The sequence below is a fragment of the Cytobacillus sp. OWB-43 genome, from assembly GCF_034651445.1.
GTDB lineage: Bacteria > Bacillota > Bacilli > Bacillales > Cytobacillaceae > Cytobacillus > Cytobacillus kochii.
This window is the reverse complement of the sequence record NZ_JAYEFF010000006.1, coordinates 107,914-122,807: the sequence shown is the minus strand read 5'-3', so window position 1 is coordinate 122,807 and position 14,894 is coordinate 107,914. Positions and strand designations below refer to the sequence as shown.

At 36.2% G+C, this 14,894-nt stretch carries 12 protein-coding genes; 8 read left to right on the top strand and 4 right to left on the bottom strand.

The window, feature by feature from the left end; translation table 11 throughout:
- Positions 1-206: 206 nt before the first annotated feature.
- From pepV to ytvI, 3 genes are all read left to right on the top strand, one after another.
- Positions 207-1,622 carry a dipeptidase PepV gene (pepV, locus tag U9M49_RS18670; protein ID WP_095372196.1) on the top strand — a complete coding sequence of 472 codons (1,416 nt, stop codon included), beginning with the start codon at positions 207-209 and terminating at the stop codon, positions 1,620-1,622.
- Positions 1,623-1,713: 91 nt separating this feature from the next.
- A complete protein-coding gene (dat, locus tag U9M49_RS18665) occupies positions 1,714-2,580 on the top strand; it encodes a D-amino-acid transaminase (RefSeq protein WP_307316696.1) in 867 nt (288 codons plus the stop codon).
- Between the two features lie 424 nt (positions 2,581-3,004).
- Entirely contained in the window at positions 3,005-4,135 is a 1,131-nt protein-coding gene (gene ytvI, locus U9M49_RS18660; protein ID WP_095372198.1) for a sporulation integral membrane protein YtvI, read from the top strand.
- A 43-nt stretch (positions 4,136-4,178) separates the two neighbouring features.
- On the opposite strand, the gene U9M49_RS18655 is transcribed toward ytvI, so the two are convergent.
- The 3 genes from U9M49_RS18655 to U9M49_RS18645 form a co-directional block, all read right to left on the bottom strand.
- Entirely contained in the window at positions 4,179-4,655 is a 477-nt protein-coding gene (locus U9M49_RS18655) for a GNAT family N-acetyltransferase (RefSeq protein ID WP_095372199.1), read from the bottom strand.
- Positions 4,633-4,989, bottom strand: a complete 357-nt coding sequence (locus tag U9M49_RS18650; RefSeq protein ID WP_307316702.1) for a DinB family protein — start codon at positions 4,987-4,989, stop codon at positions 4,633-4,635. The genes U9M49_RS18655 and U9M49_RS18650 overlap by 23 nt, the downstream gene beginning before the upstream one ends.
- Positions 4,990-5,145: 156 nt before the next feature.
- Positions 5,146-5,655, bottom strand: a complete 510-nt coding sequence (locus U9M49_RS18645; RefSeq protein ID WP_307316704.1) for a GNAT family N-acetyltransferase — start codon at positions 5,653-5,655, stop codon at positions 5,146-5,148.
- Between the two features lie 245 nt (positions 5,656-5,900).
- On the opposite strand from U9M49_RS18645, the gene U9M49_RS18640 reads away from it, so the two are divergent.
- From U9M49_RS18640 to U9M49_RS18625, 4 genes are all read left to right on the top strand, one after another.
- Positions 5,901-7,838 carry an FUSC family protein gene (locus U9M49_RS18640; protein WP_322910363.1) on the top strand — a complete coding sequence of 646 codons (1,938 nt, stop codon included), beginning with the start codon at positions 5,901-5,903 and terminating at the stop codon, positions 7,836-7,838.
- 208 nt (positions 7,839-8,046) lie between these two features.
- Positions 8,047-10,089, top strand: a complete 2,043-nt coding sequence (locus tag U9M49_RS18635; protein WP_322910362.1) for a catalase — start codon at positions 8,047-8,049, stop codon at positions 10,087-10,089.
- 452 nt (positions 10,090-10,541) lie between these two features.
- The gene (locus tag U9M49_RS18630) at positions 10,542-10,775 is read left to right on the top strand and encodes a hypothetical protein (protein ID WP_322910361.1); all 234 of its coding nucleotides are present in this window, start codon (positions 10,542-10,544) and stop codon (positions 10,773-10,775) included.
- 24 nt (positions 10,776-10,799) lie between these two features.
- Positions 10,800-12,056 (top strand): MFS transporter, encoded by a 1,257-nt coding sequence (locus U9M49_RS18625; RefSeq protein ID WP_322910360.1) that lies wholly within the window; start codon positions 10,800-10,802, stop codon positions 12,054-12,056.
- Between the two features lie 78 nt (positions 12,057-12,134).
- On the opposite strand, the gene U9M49_RS18620 is transcribed toward U9M49_RS18625, so the two are convergent.
- On the bottom strand, positions 12,135-13,007 hold the full coding sequence (locus U9M49_RS18620) for a TetR/AcrR family transcriptional regulator (protein WP_095372205.1): 873 nt from the start codon (positions 13,005-13,007) through the stop codon (positions 12,135-12,137).
- A 152-nt stretch (positions 13,008-13,159) separates the two neighbouring features.
- On the opposite strand from U9M49_RS18620, the gene U9M49_RS18615 reads away from it, so the two are divergent.
- Positions 13,160-14,680 carry an MDR family MFS transporter gene (locus U9M49_RS18615; RefSeq protein ID WP_307316716.1) on the top strand — a complete coding sequence of 507 codons (1,521 nt, stop codon included), beginning with the start codon at positions 13,160-13,162 and terminating at the stop codon, positions 14,678-14,680.
- Positions 14,681-14,894 lie beyond the last annotated feature (214 nt).

Genomic DNA, 14,894 nt, shown 5'->3' with positions numbered 1-14,894 from the left:
ACAAGAAAGATAAGAAAGTCCGAACAATGTGATGTGTTGTTCGGACTATTAACGTTTATTAAAGAAATAATCAATAATGAATATAAGAACACCGTACTTATCGTTATATTTTTAAGGGTAGTGTTATAATAACCATGAAAGCACTTACTTTATTAATCCTTTTAAAAGAGAAGGATGTTGATTACATATAGCAGGAGGTTTTTACATTGGGTGATATTAATTGGCAAGAAGAAGTTATGAAAAGGAAGGACGACTTAATTAAAGATACACAAAAGTTATTGCAAATTAAAAGTGTGCTAGATGAGGAAAATGCCACATCTGATGCACCGCTCGGTAAAGAGGTAAAAGAAGCGTTAACCTATCTATTGAATTTAGGTGAATCCGATGGATTTATAGCAAAAAATGTTGAGAATCTTGCTGGTCACCTAGAGTTTGGACAAGGTGAAGAGTTACTCGGTATTCTTTGTCATGTCGATGTTGTTCCTGAGGGAGATGGCTGGTCCAGTGATCCTTATGGTGCCGAAATAAGAGATGGTAAAATCTTTGCTCGTGGAGCGATTGATGATAAAGGACCAACAATGGCTGCGTATTATGCAATGAAAATTGTCAAAGAGTTAGGCCTGGATATGAACAAGCGAGTAAGGATGATTATTGGTACGGATGAAGAGAGTGATTGGCGTTGTGTGGATCGATACTTTGAAGTAGAAGAAATGCCAACTTTAGGTTTTGCCCCAGATGCAGATTTTCCTATTATTTATGCAGAAAAGGGCATTGCTGACTTTGACCTTGTGCAAAAAGAAATTATTCGCGGTGTCGCTTCCTCACAAGTAAAAGTGCTCTCACTCCAGTCAGGTAAAAGATACAATATGGTTCCTGACTTTGCTAAAGCATCACTTATGGTTCAATATGAGCCAACTGAAGTTGTACAAATGTATGTTGACTTTTTAAAGGAAAAAGAACTTCAAGGTAAATATTATATGGACAATGGTGAACTTATTCTTGAGCTTGAAGGTGTATCTGCACATGGGATGGAGCCGAATTTGGGTAAAAACGCCGGACTATTATTAGCAGATTTTCTCTCAAGTTTAAAGCTAGATCAACAAGCAGACCAATTTATCGGTTTCATAGCGAAGCATTTTGCTAATGATTCTAGAGGTAATCAGTTAGGTATTGCCTTCTCGGACGATATCACGGGAGACTTGACAATCAATGTAGGTAAAATCTATTACAAACAACAAACTGGAGGTAGATTGGGTTTAAATATGAGATATCCAGTTACTACTGATATTGAATCTACATTGAAGAAAATTGAACAAAAAGCTCAAACATTGGGGATGCTATTTGAAAACCTAGATGATTCAAGACCACATCACGTAGATGGTGACTCTTTCCTCATTCAAACATTAAAAAAAGTGTATACAGAACAGACTGGGGAAGAAGCTGAATTACTTTCGATAGGTGGAGGAACCTATGCGCGTTCATTAAAAGCTGGAGTAGCTTTTGGTGCGTTATTCCCTGGGAGAGAAGATGTAGCCCATCAGAAAGATGAATATATGTATATTGAAGATTTATTGAAAGCAACAGCCATCTATGCAGAAGCAATATACGAATTAACAAAATAATCTATTGATAAATGCTGTTTTCCTTGATAAGATAGCGTTGAAGTTTAGCACTTTAAAGGAAAAATGAAATCGTTGAAGGAGATGCTCTATCATGAATTATGTCATTTTTAATGGCAATATCATTGAAAGATCGGAAGCAAATGTTGATATTGAAGACCGTGGTTACCAATTTGGTGACGGAGTGTATGAAGTCATTCGCGTCTATAATAGCAAAATGTTTACAGCGACAGAACATTTGGAGCGAATTATTTTAAGCGCAAAAAAAATTGGCATGGAGTTAACTTATACTGTTAAAGAAATGAAAGAGCTGTTAACACAATTAATAACAAAAAATTCATTAGAGCATGGAACGATTTATATGCAATTCTCAAGAGGAGTAGCTCCACGTAATCATCCATACCCCTCTTCTGATGTAGCTCATTCATTTGTGGCTTATACGAAGGAAGTAGCGCGTCCGCTTGCGAATTTAGAAAATGGTGTCAAAGCCATATTAAAAGAAGATATTCGCTGGTTACTTTGCGATATTAAAAGCTTAAATTTACTTGGTAATGTAATGGCTAAACAAGAGGCTATCTCAAAAGGATGTTATGAAGCGATTCAACATCGTGGCGAAGTTGTAACAGAAGGTAGCTCATCTAATATTTCTATTATTAAAGATGGAACACTTTACACACATCCTGCTTCCAATCTGATTTTAAATGGCATCACTCGTCGTAAAATGATTGAGGTTTGTGAAAAGGATGGTATTCCGGTAGTGGAAGAGCCGTTCTCGTTAAATGATTTAAATACAGCGGATGAAGTATTTTTATCTAGCACAACTTCAGAAATTACACCTATCATTCAAATAAACGAAAAACAAGTAGGTGAAGGTGTACCTGGCGTGTTAACAAAGAGAATTCAAGGATTATTTGATGCAGCGATTGAAAGCGAATGCGGAAGCTTAACAACGACAGTGTAAGGGATATCAATATAAAGGGAAGTAGAATTCTTTCTAACCATAAGTAATATCAAAAACTGCACCCCACTTGTTAGACGGTATCTACAAGTGGAGGTGCTTTTTTATTGCTAGCAGGGCCTTTTCATGAATAAAGTCAGCTAATACCTTTCTTGATTGCACACAAATCATTAATCGTCTTCATGAATATGAAGAATGGGCGTGGGGCTGTTTCTTTAGCTGCATAGAGATGCTCAAGGAATTTTTCACTTTCAAGGACATTATTGTAAAGTTACTAACTTTAATATCTCTAAATATCCAGCACTTTTCAAAAAAACGTACCAAATTTTTCATGGTTTTCGAGTGTAGACTTTTTGTTCTTTCAGAGGACTAGTATATAATTATGACATGAAATAAACAGTAGAATTGAATGAAAAGAGGATGTTTTATGAAAAGAAGTCATGCTTGGATGATTGTACGAGCTGGCGTGCTTATACTCACTTTGGTGTTGGTCGGCTGGTTCGTCATAAAAACATTCACCCTTACCTATCCTTTCTGGTTGGCTGCCTTATTTGCCTGGTTTTTACAGCCCCTTGTTCGGTTATTACAAAGTAAATTACGCTTTTCTTCAGGATGGGCAAGCTTCGTTGGCTTGTTAGGCGGTGTTCTTGTTATATGCGGTATGATTACTGGCCTACTGTTCTTACTAATTGCCAATTTTAAAACCTTTTTCTTGCAAATCCCTAACTGGATAGAGGGCGCTTCTATTAATGTGCAACACTTTTTTAATACGGTTATTTTACCTTTTTGGCAAGATGCGTCAGGGTTATTTAACTCAATTGGTTCGGGTAATAATCAGGCCATGAAGCAAGGAATAATGGAACTTGGTTCACAGGTTGGTTCTATTTTAGGAGATATTGGTCAAGGGGTTGTTGATTGGTTATCTCAGTTGCTACTCAGCTTGCCTACTTTTTTTGTTGCCTTTATTTTTTTCTTATTAAGCATTTACTTTATGGGAAAAGATTGGGGACAATATAGAAGTTTTTTCAGGAGAATCCTCCCTTTTCGTGTGAGAGTGAAGGCAAAAGAGTTTAACTTTGCCATAAGAAACCGACTGTTTGGTTTTATACGAGCGCAGTTTATTCTAATGATCGCAACAGGAATTATTGTCTTCATTGGTCTAGCTATTTTGCGAGTAGAAAATATATTTACACTAGCGGTTATTATAGGTATCGCAGAACTTCTACCTTATTTAGGCACAGGGACAATCCTCATTCCTTGGAGTGTTTATCTTCTCATTACAGGAGATGTCAGACTTGGGGTTGGCATTGCCATTGTTTATGGTGTGACATTAGTCGTAAGACAATTGTTAGAGCCCAAAGTTTTATCGAGCAGCATGGATTTAAATCCGGTTGCTGTGTTAATCTCTCTTTTTGTTGGTCTCCAATTATTCGGAGCATTTGGCTTATTTATTGGTCCAGTCACACTTGTATTGCTTATCATTCTTCACGATATAAAGATTACACATAGTATTTATTACTTTATAAGAGATGGGTTTCAGAATGAAAAAGCTGGTTAGTTTGGTGAAATAGAAAAAACGAACAATTTGTTCGTTTTTTCATTTACAGTGGCTTTATGTACCAACGATCCATAGCTGAATGTTCTGACCCTTTTAGTGGCTCATGAAGTAATTCAAACCCATATGATTGGTATAGGCGATCCGCAATTGTTAGTGTATTGTGTGTTTCTAAATAACAATATTGATAATGTTGTTTTGCGAATGTCAGCGCAGTATCCATTAACTTTTTGGATAAGCCCAGTCCTTTAGCTTTAGGTGATACATATAGTTTTTGTAATTCACATATTCCTTCGTCTAAGTCAAAAGGAGCAATGCCGATACCTCCAATGATTTCTTTTTCCATTTCAACAATCCAATAGGCTGAGCCTGGGGTTTCTTCATAGTATTGATGGAGCGAATCTAATTGAGGATCGTAATAAGCCGTTCCTGGAATAGCTAAATTGGCTGACTCTAATGCTTCTTTTATAATTGCTGCAATCTTTAAGTTATCTTTCTGCTTAATTTTTCGAATATTGGTCATAGGAACCTTCCTTAATTAAACGGATAATTATATTGATTGTTTGCATGTGGATTCCCTCAGGACAGATGGTTCTGATGAGGACATCCTCAATGGTGCACATACCCATATCAATAGGTTGATATTCGCGATTTAAGATATCACCATAATGCTGTTCAATAACTGTCGGTTGGTCACGAAGTAATCTGATAAGATCTTCATAAGAAGGGGTGCATTCATTGAAATCAGTTGGTGTTGTACCGAAACCAAAGAATGAATGATAGGCTGATAAGTCTATGCTAACCTCTCTTGTTAACGATTGTATCCATAAAAACTGATCAAGGTAAATATGCCCCATATGCCATCTGATGTTATTGCGGAAACCGGCAGGAATGATTTCTGCTTGCTATGCAGATACATTCTTGAGGATTAATAGCACTTCCTCACGATACGTGTGTAATTGATTCATAAGAACAGTATGACGTCTTATCAACGGAATCACCTCGTAATATTTTTAAACCATCTTGTACATTAAAACATCGTCAACATACACATCATGACTAAGTTTAATATCTTTTATTTTTCGTCCTTCTTCCACAAAGCCCATTTTTTCATAAAGATGGATAGCAGGGTAATTAGTAGAAAACACTCCTAAAGATAATTTTTCAATGACAGGATGTTCTTCAGCCCATTTAATCAGTGTTTGCAATAATTGCATACCAATGCCTTTTTTACGATAGCTTGAGTCAACATATATACTAAAACTACCATGATGAGCTAGTCGGGCTATGGATGATGAGCGAAATATAATACATCCAACGACTCTTTGATCAGACTTAGCGACAAAGACAACCGAGTGTTTTTTGCTATTTGTGATGATTGCAGATAATCTTTTTCTTTCTTCATCTATATTTGCTAAAAATTCTTCGTTTGTAGTAATGAAAAATCGATTTTCTTCAACGATCCCTTTCTGCAAAGTAAGAATATCATCTACATCAGCTAACAACGCTTGGTGTACTTTCAACAGCAACCACACTCCTTACTTTTTCTACAATCAATAAAAGTATACGAAATATTCATACAAGTAGTAAAGTGAAAATGTACCATGAGGATTGCCACATAAGTATTTTGGCAATATGTTATACTAATATATATGTCAGGAAATTCCCTTTTAAAGGGATTTATTTACGTTCTATAGAACATGGGCATCTAGTGTGAATAGATGCTCTTTATTGTTTTTATTTTAAGGTTTTAAGTGAGGTTTTATAAATGAGTGGAAATACAGATAAAGGAAATGCATCCCTTCTTCAACAAGCTCTAAAGGTGAACAAAAAACCTTTTCCATGGGTAAAGGCTTTTCTAGCTGGATTAGCTGCAGGTCTTCCAGTTATTATTGGTATCCTTTTTGGAGAGCTAGAGTATGGTTTATTAACAGGTATGGGTGGGTTTACCTATCTTTATGTATTTAATATCCCTTATGCCCAAAGAGCAAAAAAACTATTTTTCGTTGCCATAGGAATTACTTTATCATCCTTCTTAGGGACAATTGCTGCACCGTTTCCACTTGCTGTTGCAATCATTATGGGTATAATTGCTGCAATGGCCACGTTTGTCTTTGGAGCGTTACGCTTTACCGGGCCAAGTGCGATCTTTTTTGTATTAGTGTTCGCAATGACTTCTGGAATGCCTACAGAGCCTGAGCTAGCGTTTCAGCGTGCTGGGTTTGTGTTTTTAGGTGGTGCACTGTCATGGTTGATTGCGATGGCAGGCTGGTTTGTGAATCCTTTTGGACCTGAAACAGATGTCGTTAAAAGGGCTTATAATGAATTAACCATTTTGATAAAAAGCATTGGTACAGAGCAGTTTGATGAACAGAGATATAAAGTCATGTCCTCCTTAAATGATGTCGAGGATATCTTAATTGCTGGCTACCTACCTCTTAGAAGGAAGAAGAGATATGATCGTTTATATGTGTTAAATGATCATTTGAATCGCATTTTTCTAGAGGTGATTAAAAACTTTTTAAATGAAAGAACAGCGCCACCACAAAAATTAATAGAACAGCTTCAAGTTTTATCGAATTCAGTTGATAAAAATAGATTGGATATAATTGAAATCGAAGAAGATGAAGTAAGAGGCTGGCACGCCAAGTATAAGCAATTATATGCAATTATTAAACGCCTCGATTGGGATACAGAAGATATTTCTTCGCATGTGAAAGAAGAAATAGAGCTTTCTAAGCCCACTGTTAGAAAAGCTTTACTTCATTCATTTGATAAGAACTCGATTGTATTACTGTCTGCTTTGAGAATTGGAATTATGACAATCATTGCAGGGATTATCGCTTACCAATTTCATTTTGAACGTTCATTTTGGGTACCTCTTTCTTGTGTAGCTGTCATGTCTGGAGCAACAGTCGTTGCCACTTATCATCGTGCAATTCAACGTGGAATTGGAACAATAGTGGGAATCTTAATCGCTAGCTTTATACTTAGTTTTCACCCTACTGGACTTGTCATTGCCTTATTAATCTTTTTACTTACCTTTATTACAGAATTATTTATTGTGAAAAACTATGGATTAGCGGCAATCTTTTTTACACCTAATGCGCTGTTGATGGCAGAAACAGTAACGCCAGGTGATTTTGCTTTTACTTATTTCGCACAAGCAAGAATAATTGATGTTTTTATAGGCAGTATCATTGGTTTATTAGGTGTTTTAATTATTGGGAGAAGTTCAGCCTCTAGTAGGCTACCCCACCTCATTTCAAAAACAATTCGTAGCCAAGCTCAGCTCATGTTTACAATGTTTTCAACCCATACAAAAGATGGTCATGAATCAGAAAGAGAACTATCTAAATTGAAAACAAATATTCAAGGCTTAAAGACTGTATATAATACAGCAGCTGGTGAGATCCCGATCGATCGCAGCGCATTAACCTATTATTGGCCAGTTGTTTTTTGGTTAGAGCAAATCACCTATTTTCTTGAAAAAACAGCAGAAGAGAAAGCGCACCAAGTGAAATTATCTGATGAGGCTTTAGCGCAACTCTTGTATTCTTATGAATCTTTAGCTAATGCAGCTTACAGAGAGCACGCTCCAGCAAATTTTTCCTTTCCTAAAATGCAAGGTTTATCTAACTTGAAAAATGACATGATTCATCTTCAAAGATCATTACAAATGCACGAAGAAAAGCATCCATCATAGGGTGCTTTTTTTTTATGATAAAACGCTAGTATGTCATAAAAGAAACCTGTAAATAGGCGTTGGCTTAAAATAATCAATGTGTTGATTCCATCTTTTTTATAATTATTATTTAAAAAAAATGATTATTTTTGTTTTAGAAAAAATATGGAGGGTAAATAAAAACAACTATTCCTTAAAAATAATTACATAATAAAAGGAGAGAATTACTATGTCTAAAAATGATAAAGACAAACAACTTAAAAATTTTAGAAGTAATGACAATAAGGATAAAGACTTAACAACAAACGGTGGAGTAAAACTTTCAGAAGATGATCATTCTTTAAAAGCTGGTACAAGAGGTCCAACATTACTAGAGGATTTCCATTTACGTGAGAAGTTAACGCATTTTGACCATGAAAGAATTCCTGAGCGTGTTGTTCATGCTAGGGGATTTGGGGCTCACGGTGAGTTTCAAGTTTATGATGATTCAATGAAGGCATTCACGAAAGCGAAATTTTTAACTAATCCTCATACGACAACGCCTGTTTTTGTCCGGTTTTCAACAGTTGTTGGTTCGCGTGGTTCACTTGATACGCCGAGAGATGCCAGGGGATTTGCTACAAAATTTTATACAGAAGAAGGAAATTATGATCTAGTAGGTAATAATATTCCTGTATTTTTTATCCAAGATGGTATTAAATTTCCTGATTTAATTCACGCAGTGAAACCTGAACCGCATAATGAAATGCCACAAGCGGCTTCTGCACATGATACTTTTTGGGATTGGGTTTCGCAAAATCAGGAATCTGCCCATATGGTGATGTGGGTGATGAGTGACCGTGGTATTCCGCGAAGTTATCGAACAATGGAAGGATTCGGTGTTCATACATTTAGATTGGTTAATGATAAAGGGGAAGGTCACTTTGTTAAGTTTCACTGGAAACCAGTATTAGGCACACATTCCCTTGTTTGGGACGAGGCACAAAAGTTAGGAGGGAAAGACCCTGATTTCAATCGCCGTGATTTATGGGAGTCTATCGAAGCAGGCGACTATGCTGAATACGAACTTGGTGTGCAAATTTTAGAAGAGAAGGATGAATTTTCGTTTGATTTCGATATTCTGGATCCAACGAAGATTTGGCCAGAAGAAGAAATTCCTGTTCGTAAAATTGGTAAAATGACACTGAATCGCAATGTAGACAATGTGTTTGCTGAAACAGAACAAGTGGCCTTCCAAGTTGGAAATGTAGTACCTGGTATTGATTTTACGAATGATCCATTATTACAAGCAAGATTGTTTTCCTATACAGATACCCAACTCATTCGTTTAGGTGGTCCAAATTTCCATGAGCTACCTATTAATAGACCTGTTTGCCCTTTCCACAATAATCAAAGAGATGGTTATGGTCGCCAAACGATTAATACAGGACAAGCTGCTTATCATAATAATACCCTAGCAAATGGTTCGCCGAATACGGTTGAAGAATCTGAAGGTGGTTATGCTCACTATCAAGAAAAAGTAGAAGGTAGGAAAATTAGAGAACGAAGTGATAGTTTTGAAGATCACTTTAGTCAAGCTACACTGTACTGGAATAGCTTGAGCGATATAGAAAAAGAACATACGATTAGTGCTTTTCAATTCGAATTGAGTAAAGTGGAAAGCCAAGCTGTAAAAGAGCGTGTAGTCGAAATGTTTAGTCACGTAAATAGTGATCTTGCTAATCGCATTGCTGAAAAAGTGGGTGTAGATGCAGTTGAGAATAAAAATGAGACAACTACAGCGAAATCATCACCTGCACTAAGTCAACAAAACACAATCTTTTCCGCAGCTACACGTAAACTAGCAATCATTGTTACAGATGGGTTTGAAGGTGAAAAAGCAAAGTCAATCATCAATGATTTGCAAGAAGCTGGTGTGAACCCATGTATTATAAGTGACCGTCTTGGCACAATTAGAGGGAGTGGGGGAGTAGAGTTACAAGCAAAACATACATTTGCTAGTGACAGTTCAGTGGTATTTGATGGTGTGTATCTCATTGGTAGTGATGAAGTTGATGCAACCTTTAAGCATGATGCATTGCTGTTTATAGATGAAGCATACCAACACTTCAAACCAATCGCTGCTACTGGTGATGCCATCTATTGGATTAAAGATTTAGATTATCCTAGTGAAGAAGGCATTTTACTAGAAGAACAATCAGGTAATGATTTTGCGAAACAAATAATTGATGCTTTGTCCGCTCACAGATTTTGGAATCGGTCGCAAGTATAATGACTAAGAAGGAAAACAGAGACGTCATCTAATGGTGTCTCTGTTTTTTGCGTTCAATAGTAAATTTAACTACATGTATCATCTTTTCTATCATACATAGTTGTTTTATAGAGAATTTCTTCAATGATTATGATGTATTGTTTTTGAAATAGTTGTACCCTCAATTTTATTAATCAAATCATCCGTTATCTTCTCTTGTCTGTTAGATCCAGTAAAGACGATTAGTGCCATCTAAACGTCGTAATAGGGTCAATTATAAAAACTCCTTTATAAAATCAACTCCTCTCATGTATTACTTATTATGCTTGAAGATTAAAAAATGGTTGAATACCTTAAAATAAGGTGTTATGAAAGCTTTTACTAGCTGAATGATAATCAAATCATTGCTCCCATTTACCAAAAATAGAGTAAACTAGTCAATAACGGTTATAACCAGAGGGGATGGAATAAAATTGAGTAAACATCAAATGTCTATCATTGATTTTGCGAGGAGGGGACAATCTATTTATATTGTCCTACAAGGGTACGATGCACAATCCGATAAACCATTTGCAGGAGAAGTGAGAATTCTAGGGAATAACATATATGGTGATATGATTCATCCGAATAAGTCACTTTTATCTGAAAGCTGCCGACAGTTTATTAAGGATACAATACTAATAAAACTTCAAAATCAAGAAATATAAGATTTAACAAAGTGAGGGGAAGAAATGGGAGAACCGATTCAATCGAGTTATAGTGAGAGTGAGAGAGAGAGATTATATAAAAGAACTTTAACGGTTGTGAGTATTTCTCAGTTGTTTGGTGGAGCAGGTTTGGCTGCAGGCATTACGGTAGGAGCGTTATTAGCAGAGGATATATTAGGAACGGCTTCATATGCAGGCTTGCCAACAGCTTTATTCACGATTGGATCAGCAGTTACTGCTTTTATAGTAGGGAAAACTTCTCAACATTATGGCAGAAGAATTGGACTTACTATAGGTTTTATTGTAGGTGGACTAGGAGCATTAGGGGTTGTTTTGGCAGCTATATTACAGAATATCTTTCTATTATTCTTTTTTTTATTCCTTTACGGCGCAGGTACGGCAACCAATTTACAAGCGAGATATGCCGGCAGTGATTTGGCTAATGAGAATCAAAGGGGAAAAGCAGTAAGTTTAACAATGGTTATGACCACATTTGGAGCAGTATTAGGGCCCAATCTAGTTAATATTATGGGGGAGGTGGCAGGCCGATTAACCATTCCTCCTTTAGCTGGCCCGTTTTTATTATCTGCTCTTGCATACATAGCTGCTGGGATTGTATTGTTTATTTTATTACGTCCAGACCCATTTATCTTAGCGAAGCAATGGGTCGCTGAAGAAGAAAATCAAATGAGTAATTCTGTTATTTCTACCAAAAATGTAAATAAATATCATATCGTTGTTGGGGCAACAGTAATGATTTTAACACAGTTAATTATGGTAGCGATTATGACGATGACCCCTGTTCATATGCTTCATCATGGTCATACACTACAAGCAATCGGAGTGGTAATTGGCGTTCATATTGGTGCGATGTATTTACCATCTCTATTTACAGGTGTTCTAGTTGATAGATTAGGTAGATATTTTATTGCAATTGCTGCAGGTGTTACATTATTGTTATCTGGTATTACCGCTGCTAGTGTGCCTGAGGATTCTTTATTTGGATTAATCTTAGCTTTAGCTTTATTAGGGTTAGGCTGGAACTTCGGTTTAATCAGTGGAACGACATTAATTGTTGATGGAACAACCAATGAAAACAGAGCTCACATTCAGGGAAAAGTCGATGTGTTTATTGCCCTATCTGGTGCGACAGGTGGGTTGCTTTCGGGCATGGTTGTTGCTCATTCTAGTTATGCTACTTTAAGTATAGTTGGTGGATTGATTTCATTCATTTTAGTACCAATTGTCTTCTGGCCAAAGTTAGCAAAAGCAAATAGCTAATGGGAAATAAATAACCACGAACCAAATTCATTTGGCTCGTGGTTATTTTAGATAAAAGCAAAACTGTCCAAGCTGTTTTTATTTTGTTTGTAAATAGTACCAAATCAAATTTGTAAACGTATGAGCTTGTAGTTCGATCTCTGTCTTGTCTAGTGAGGTTTGGAAAGGTTTGAGTAAAGGTAACAGAACAGGTTTACGAATTCGGTCTGCTTTTAATTCTGTTAATATCGCATCAAATAAATCTTGTTGATCTTCATCAAATTGGTGCTGTTCTTGCAATTGCTGAGCAAACTCAAAAATTTCTTCAATTTTGATAATCCGTTTATTTATATGAGTTCTTAGCTGATTAATAGCTGAATAATTGAGAAGAGAAACGCCACTAGATTTCATCGTTTGTAAAATCATCTCTAAATAAGATAGTGTCACATCAATAAGTTGTTTTAAATCATAAACATTATTCGTAATTCTTTTCACAAAGAGAAGGTGTTGGAGCATTCCAGTAAATAAGACAACTCCTTCAAACGCATAATCTCTAGTGTCTTCTCCAAATACCTCAATAACTCTAAATGTTAACCATTCCATATCGTACACTCTATGTTGTAAAACGAGTTTCTTTAAATCCTTTTCATTGGAATGCAATATCGCTTCAAATAATCGATGAAGATTACTGGCTTCTTGTAGTGTGTATAATAGGGAGATTTGATCTATAAAGACATCTCTATCTTTTGTATCTTTCCCCACTTGTAGTGCAATTCTTCTTTGACTTGCTTCATAGCGCAAATCCTCTAATATCTCAGCGATACAATCATTTTTTGTGGCGAAATAATTGTAAAATGTCCCTTTGGAAATATTTGCTGAATCAATAATATCTTGTACAGATGTTTGTTGAATTCCCTTTTCTTGAAACAGTTTCAATGCTGCATCTGCCACTTTCTTCTTCTTGTTATTCATCGTGTATTCCCACCCTTATGGCTTTAATTATAAATTCTTAAGAAGAGAAATACAATGTAATTGAACTTTTAGTATAAATATGTTGACCGATTTATACTTTGGGTTTAAAATGGTTCAGTACTCGAAATAAAAAATAAAAAGGATGAGAAAGTATGGATTCAAGTTTACAACCTCAAAAACCTCCGTATTTAATGCTTGCAATATTATTTGTCGGTGCGTTTGTGTCTTTCTTAAATAATTCATTATTAAATGTGGCGTTGCCTAGTATTATGGTCGATTTAAATGTAGAAAATTATTCTACAGTACAGTGGCTGGCAACTGGGTATATGCTAGTTAGTGGCGTGCTTGTTCCTGCTTCAGCATTCTTACTAACACGTTTTAAAAATCGTAGCTTATATATTTTCTGTATGTCTGTATTTACAATTGGTACAGCTATGGCTGCATTTGCACCAAACTTTGGTATGTTATTAGCAGGTCGTATGGTTCAGGCTGCAGGTGCATCCGTTATGGGGCCTTTATTAATGAACGTCATGCTTGTTAGTTTTCCTCGTGAAAAACGCGGTACTGCAATGGGTGTGTTTGGATTAGTTATGATTACTGCACCAGCCATTGGTCCGACTTTGTCTGGGTATATTGTTCAATATCATGATTGGCGTGTTCTTTTTGAGATGATTTTGCCATTAGCAATCATCAGCTTATTACTATCTATTTGGAAATTAGAGAACGTTATGCCTCAAAATAAAAATGTGCAACTTGATTATTTTTCAGTCGTGCTATCTTGTTTAGGTTTCGGCGGCTTGCTTTATGGTTTTAGTTCTGCAAGTGCTGATGGTTGGACAGATACATGGGTACTAACGACTTTAATTGTTGGTGGCATTTCACTTATTCTCTTTATTATTCGTCAAATGACAATGGAAAAACCACTATTAGATTTACGTGTATATAAATATCCGATGTTTGCACTGGGATCAGTGATTGCAATTGTTAATGCGGTCGCCATGTTTTCAGGTATGATCTTAACTCCAGCATATGTACAGAGTGTTCGTGGAATATCGCCGCTCGATTCTGGTCTGTTAATGCTTCCAGGAGCAATTGTGATGGGAATTATGTCACCAATCACTGGTAAGTTATTTGATAAATTTGGACCGCGTATGTTAGCTGCTGTTGGTTTAATAGTGACAGCTATTTCAACTTATATGTTAGCTAATTTACAAATCGATACATCCTATAGTCATATTGTGATTATCTATGCGTTGAGAATGTTTGGTATGTCAATGGTAATGATGCCAATTATGACAAATGGTATGAACCAAATTCCAAATCGCTTAAATCCACATGGAACAGCAATAAATAACACAGCTCAACAAGTTTCGGGTTCAATCGGTACAGCTATATTAGTAACGATTATGAATAGTGTCACACAATCTAAAGCAGAAAGCTTAATGACAGGTGTAGACCCTACAACAATGACAGAAGCAACAACTGCTGCAGTTACTCAACAAGCGTTACTATCAGGTATACAATATGCCTTCTATGTATCACTTGCAATTAATATTGTTGCACTTATACTCGTATTATTTATAAAACGAGTGGATACAAGTGAGGAAGCAGTACGTAAGTTAGAAGAAGAGGAAGACAATAGGCATTCAAAACAAGTGAGTGCTGAAGTATAAGAGAAAGGCCATTCGATAAATCGAGTGGCCTTTTTTTTGTTGTTCTAAACATAACGCATATGAGCGGGGAACACGCGAAAGAAATATGGGAGGGTTTCTTTAGGGCATATTGGAAGCACAAGGTACTTATTAAATGTGTGGTTTGCATATTACTCAGAAGCGAGAATGGAAATGAAAGCCGAGCAATGCGAACTTGCAAGTCATTCAGCAGGAA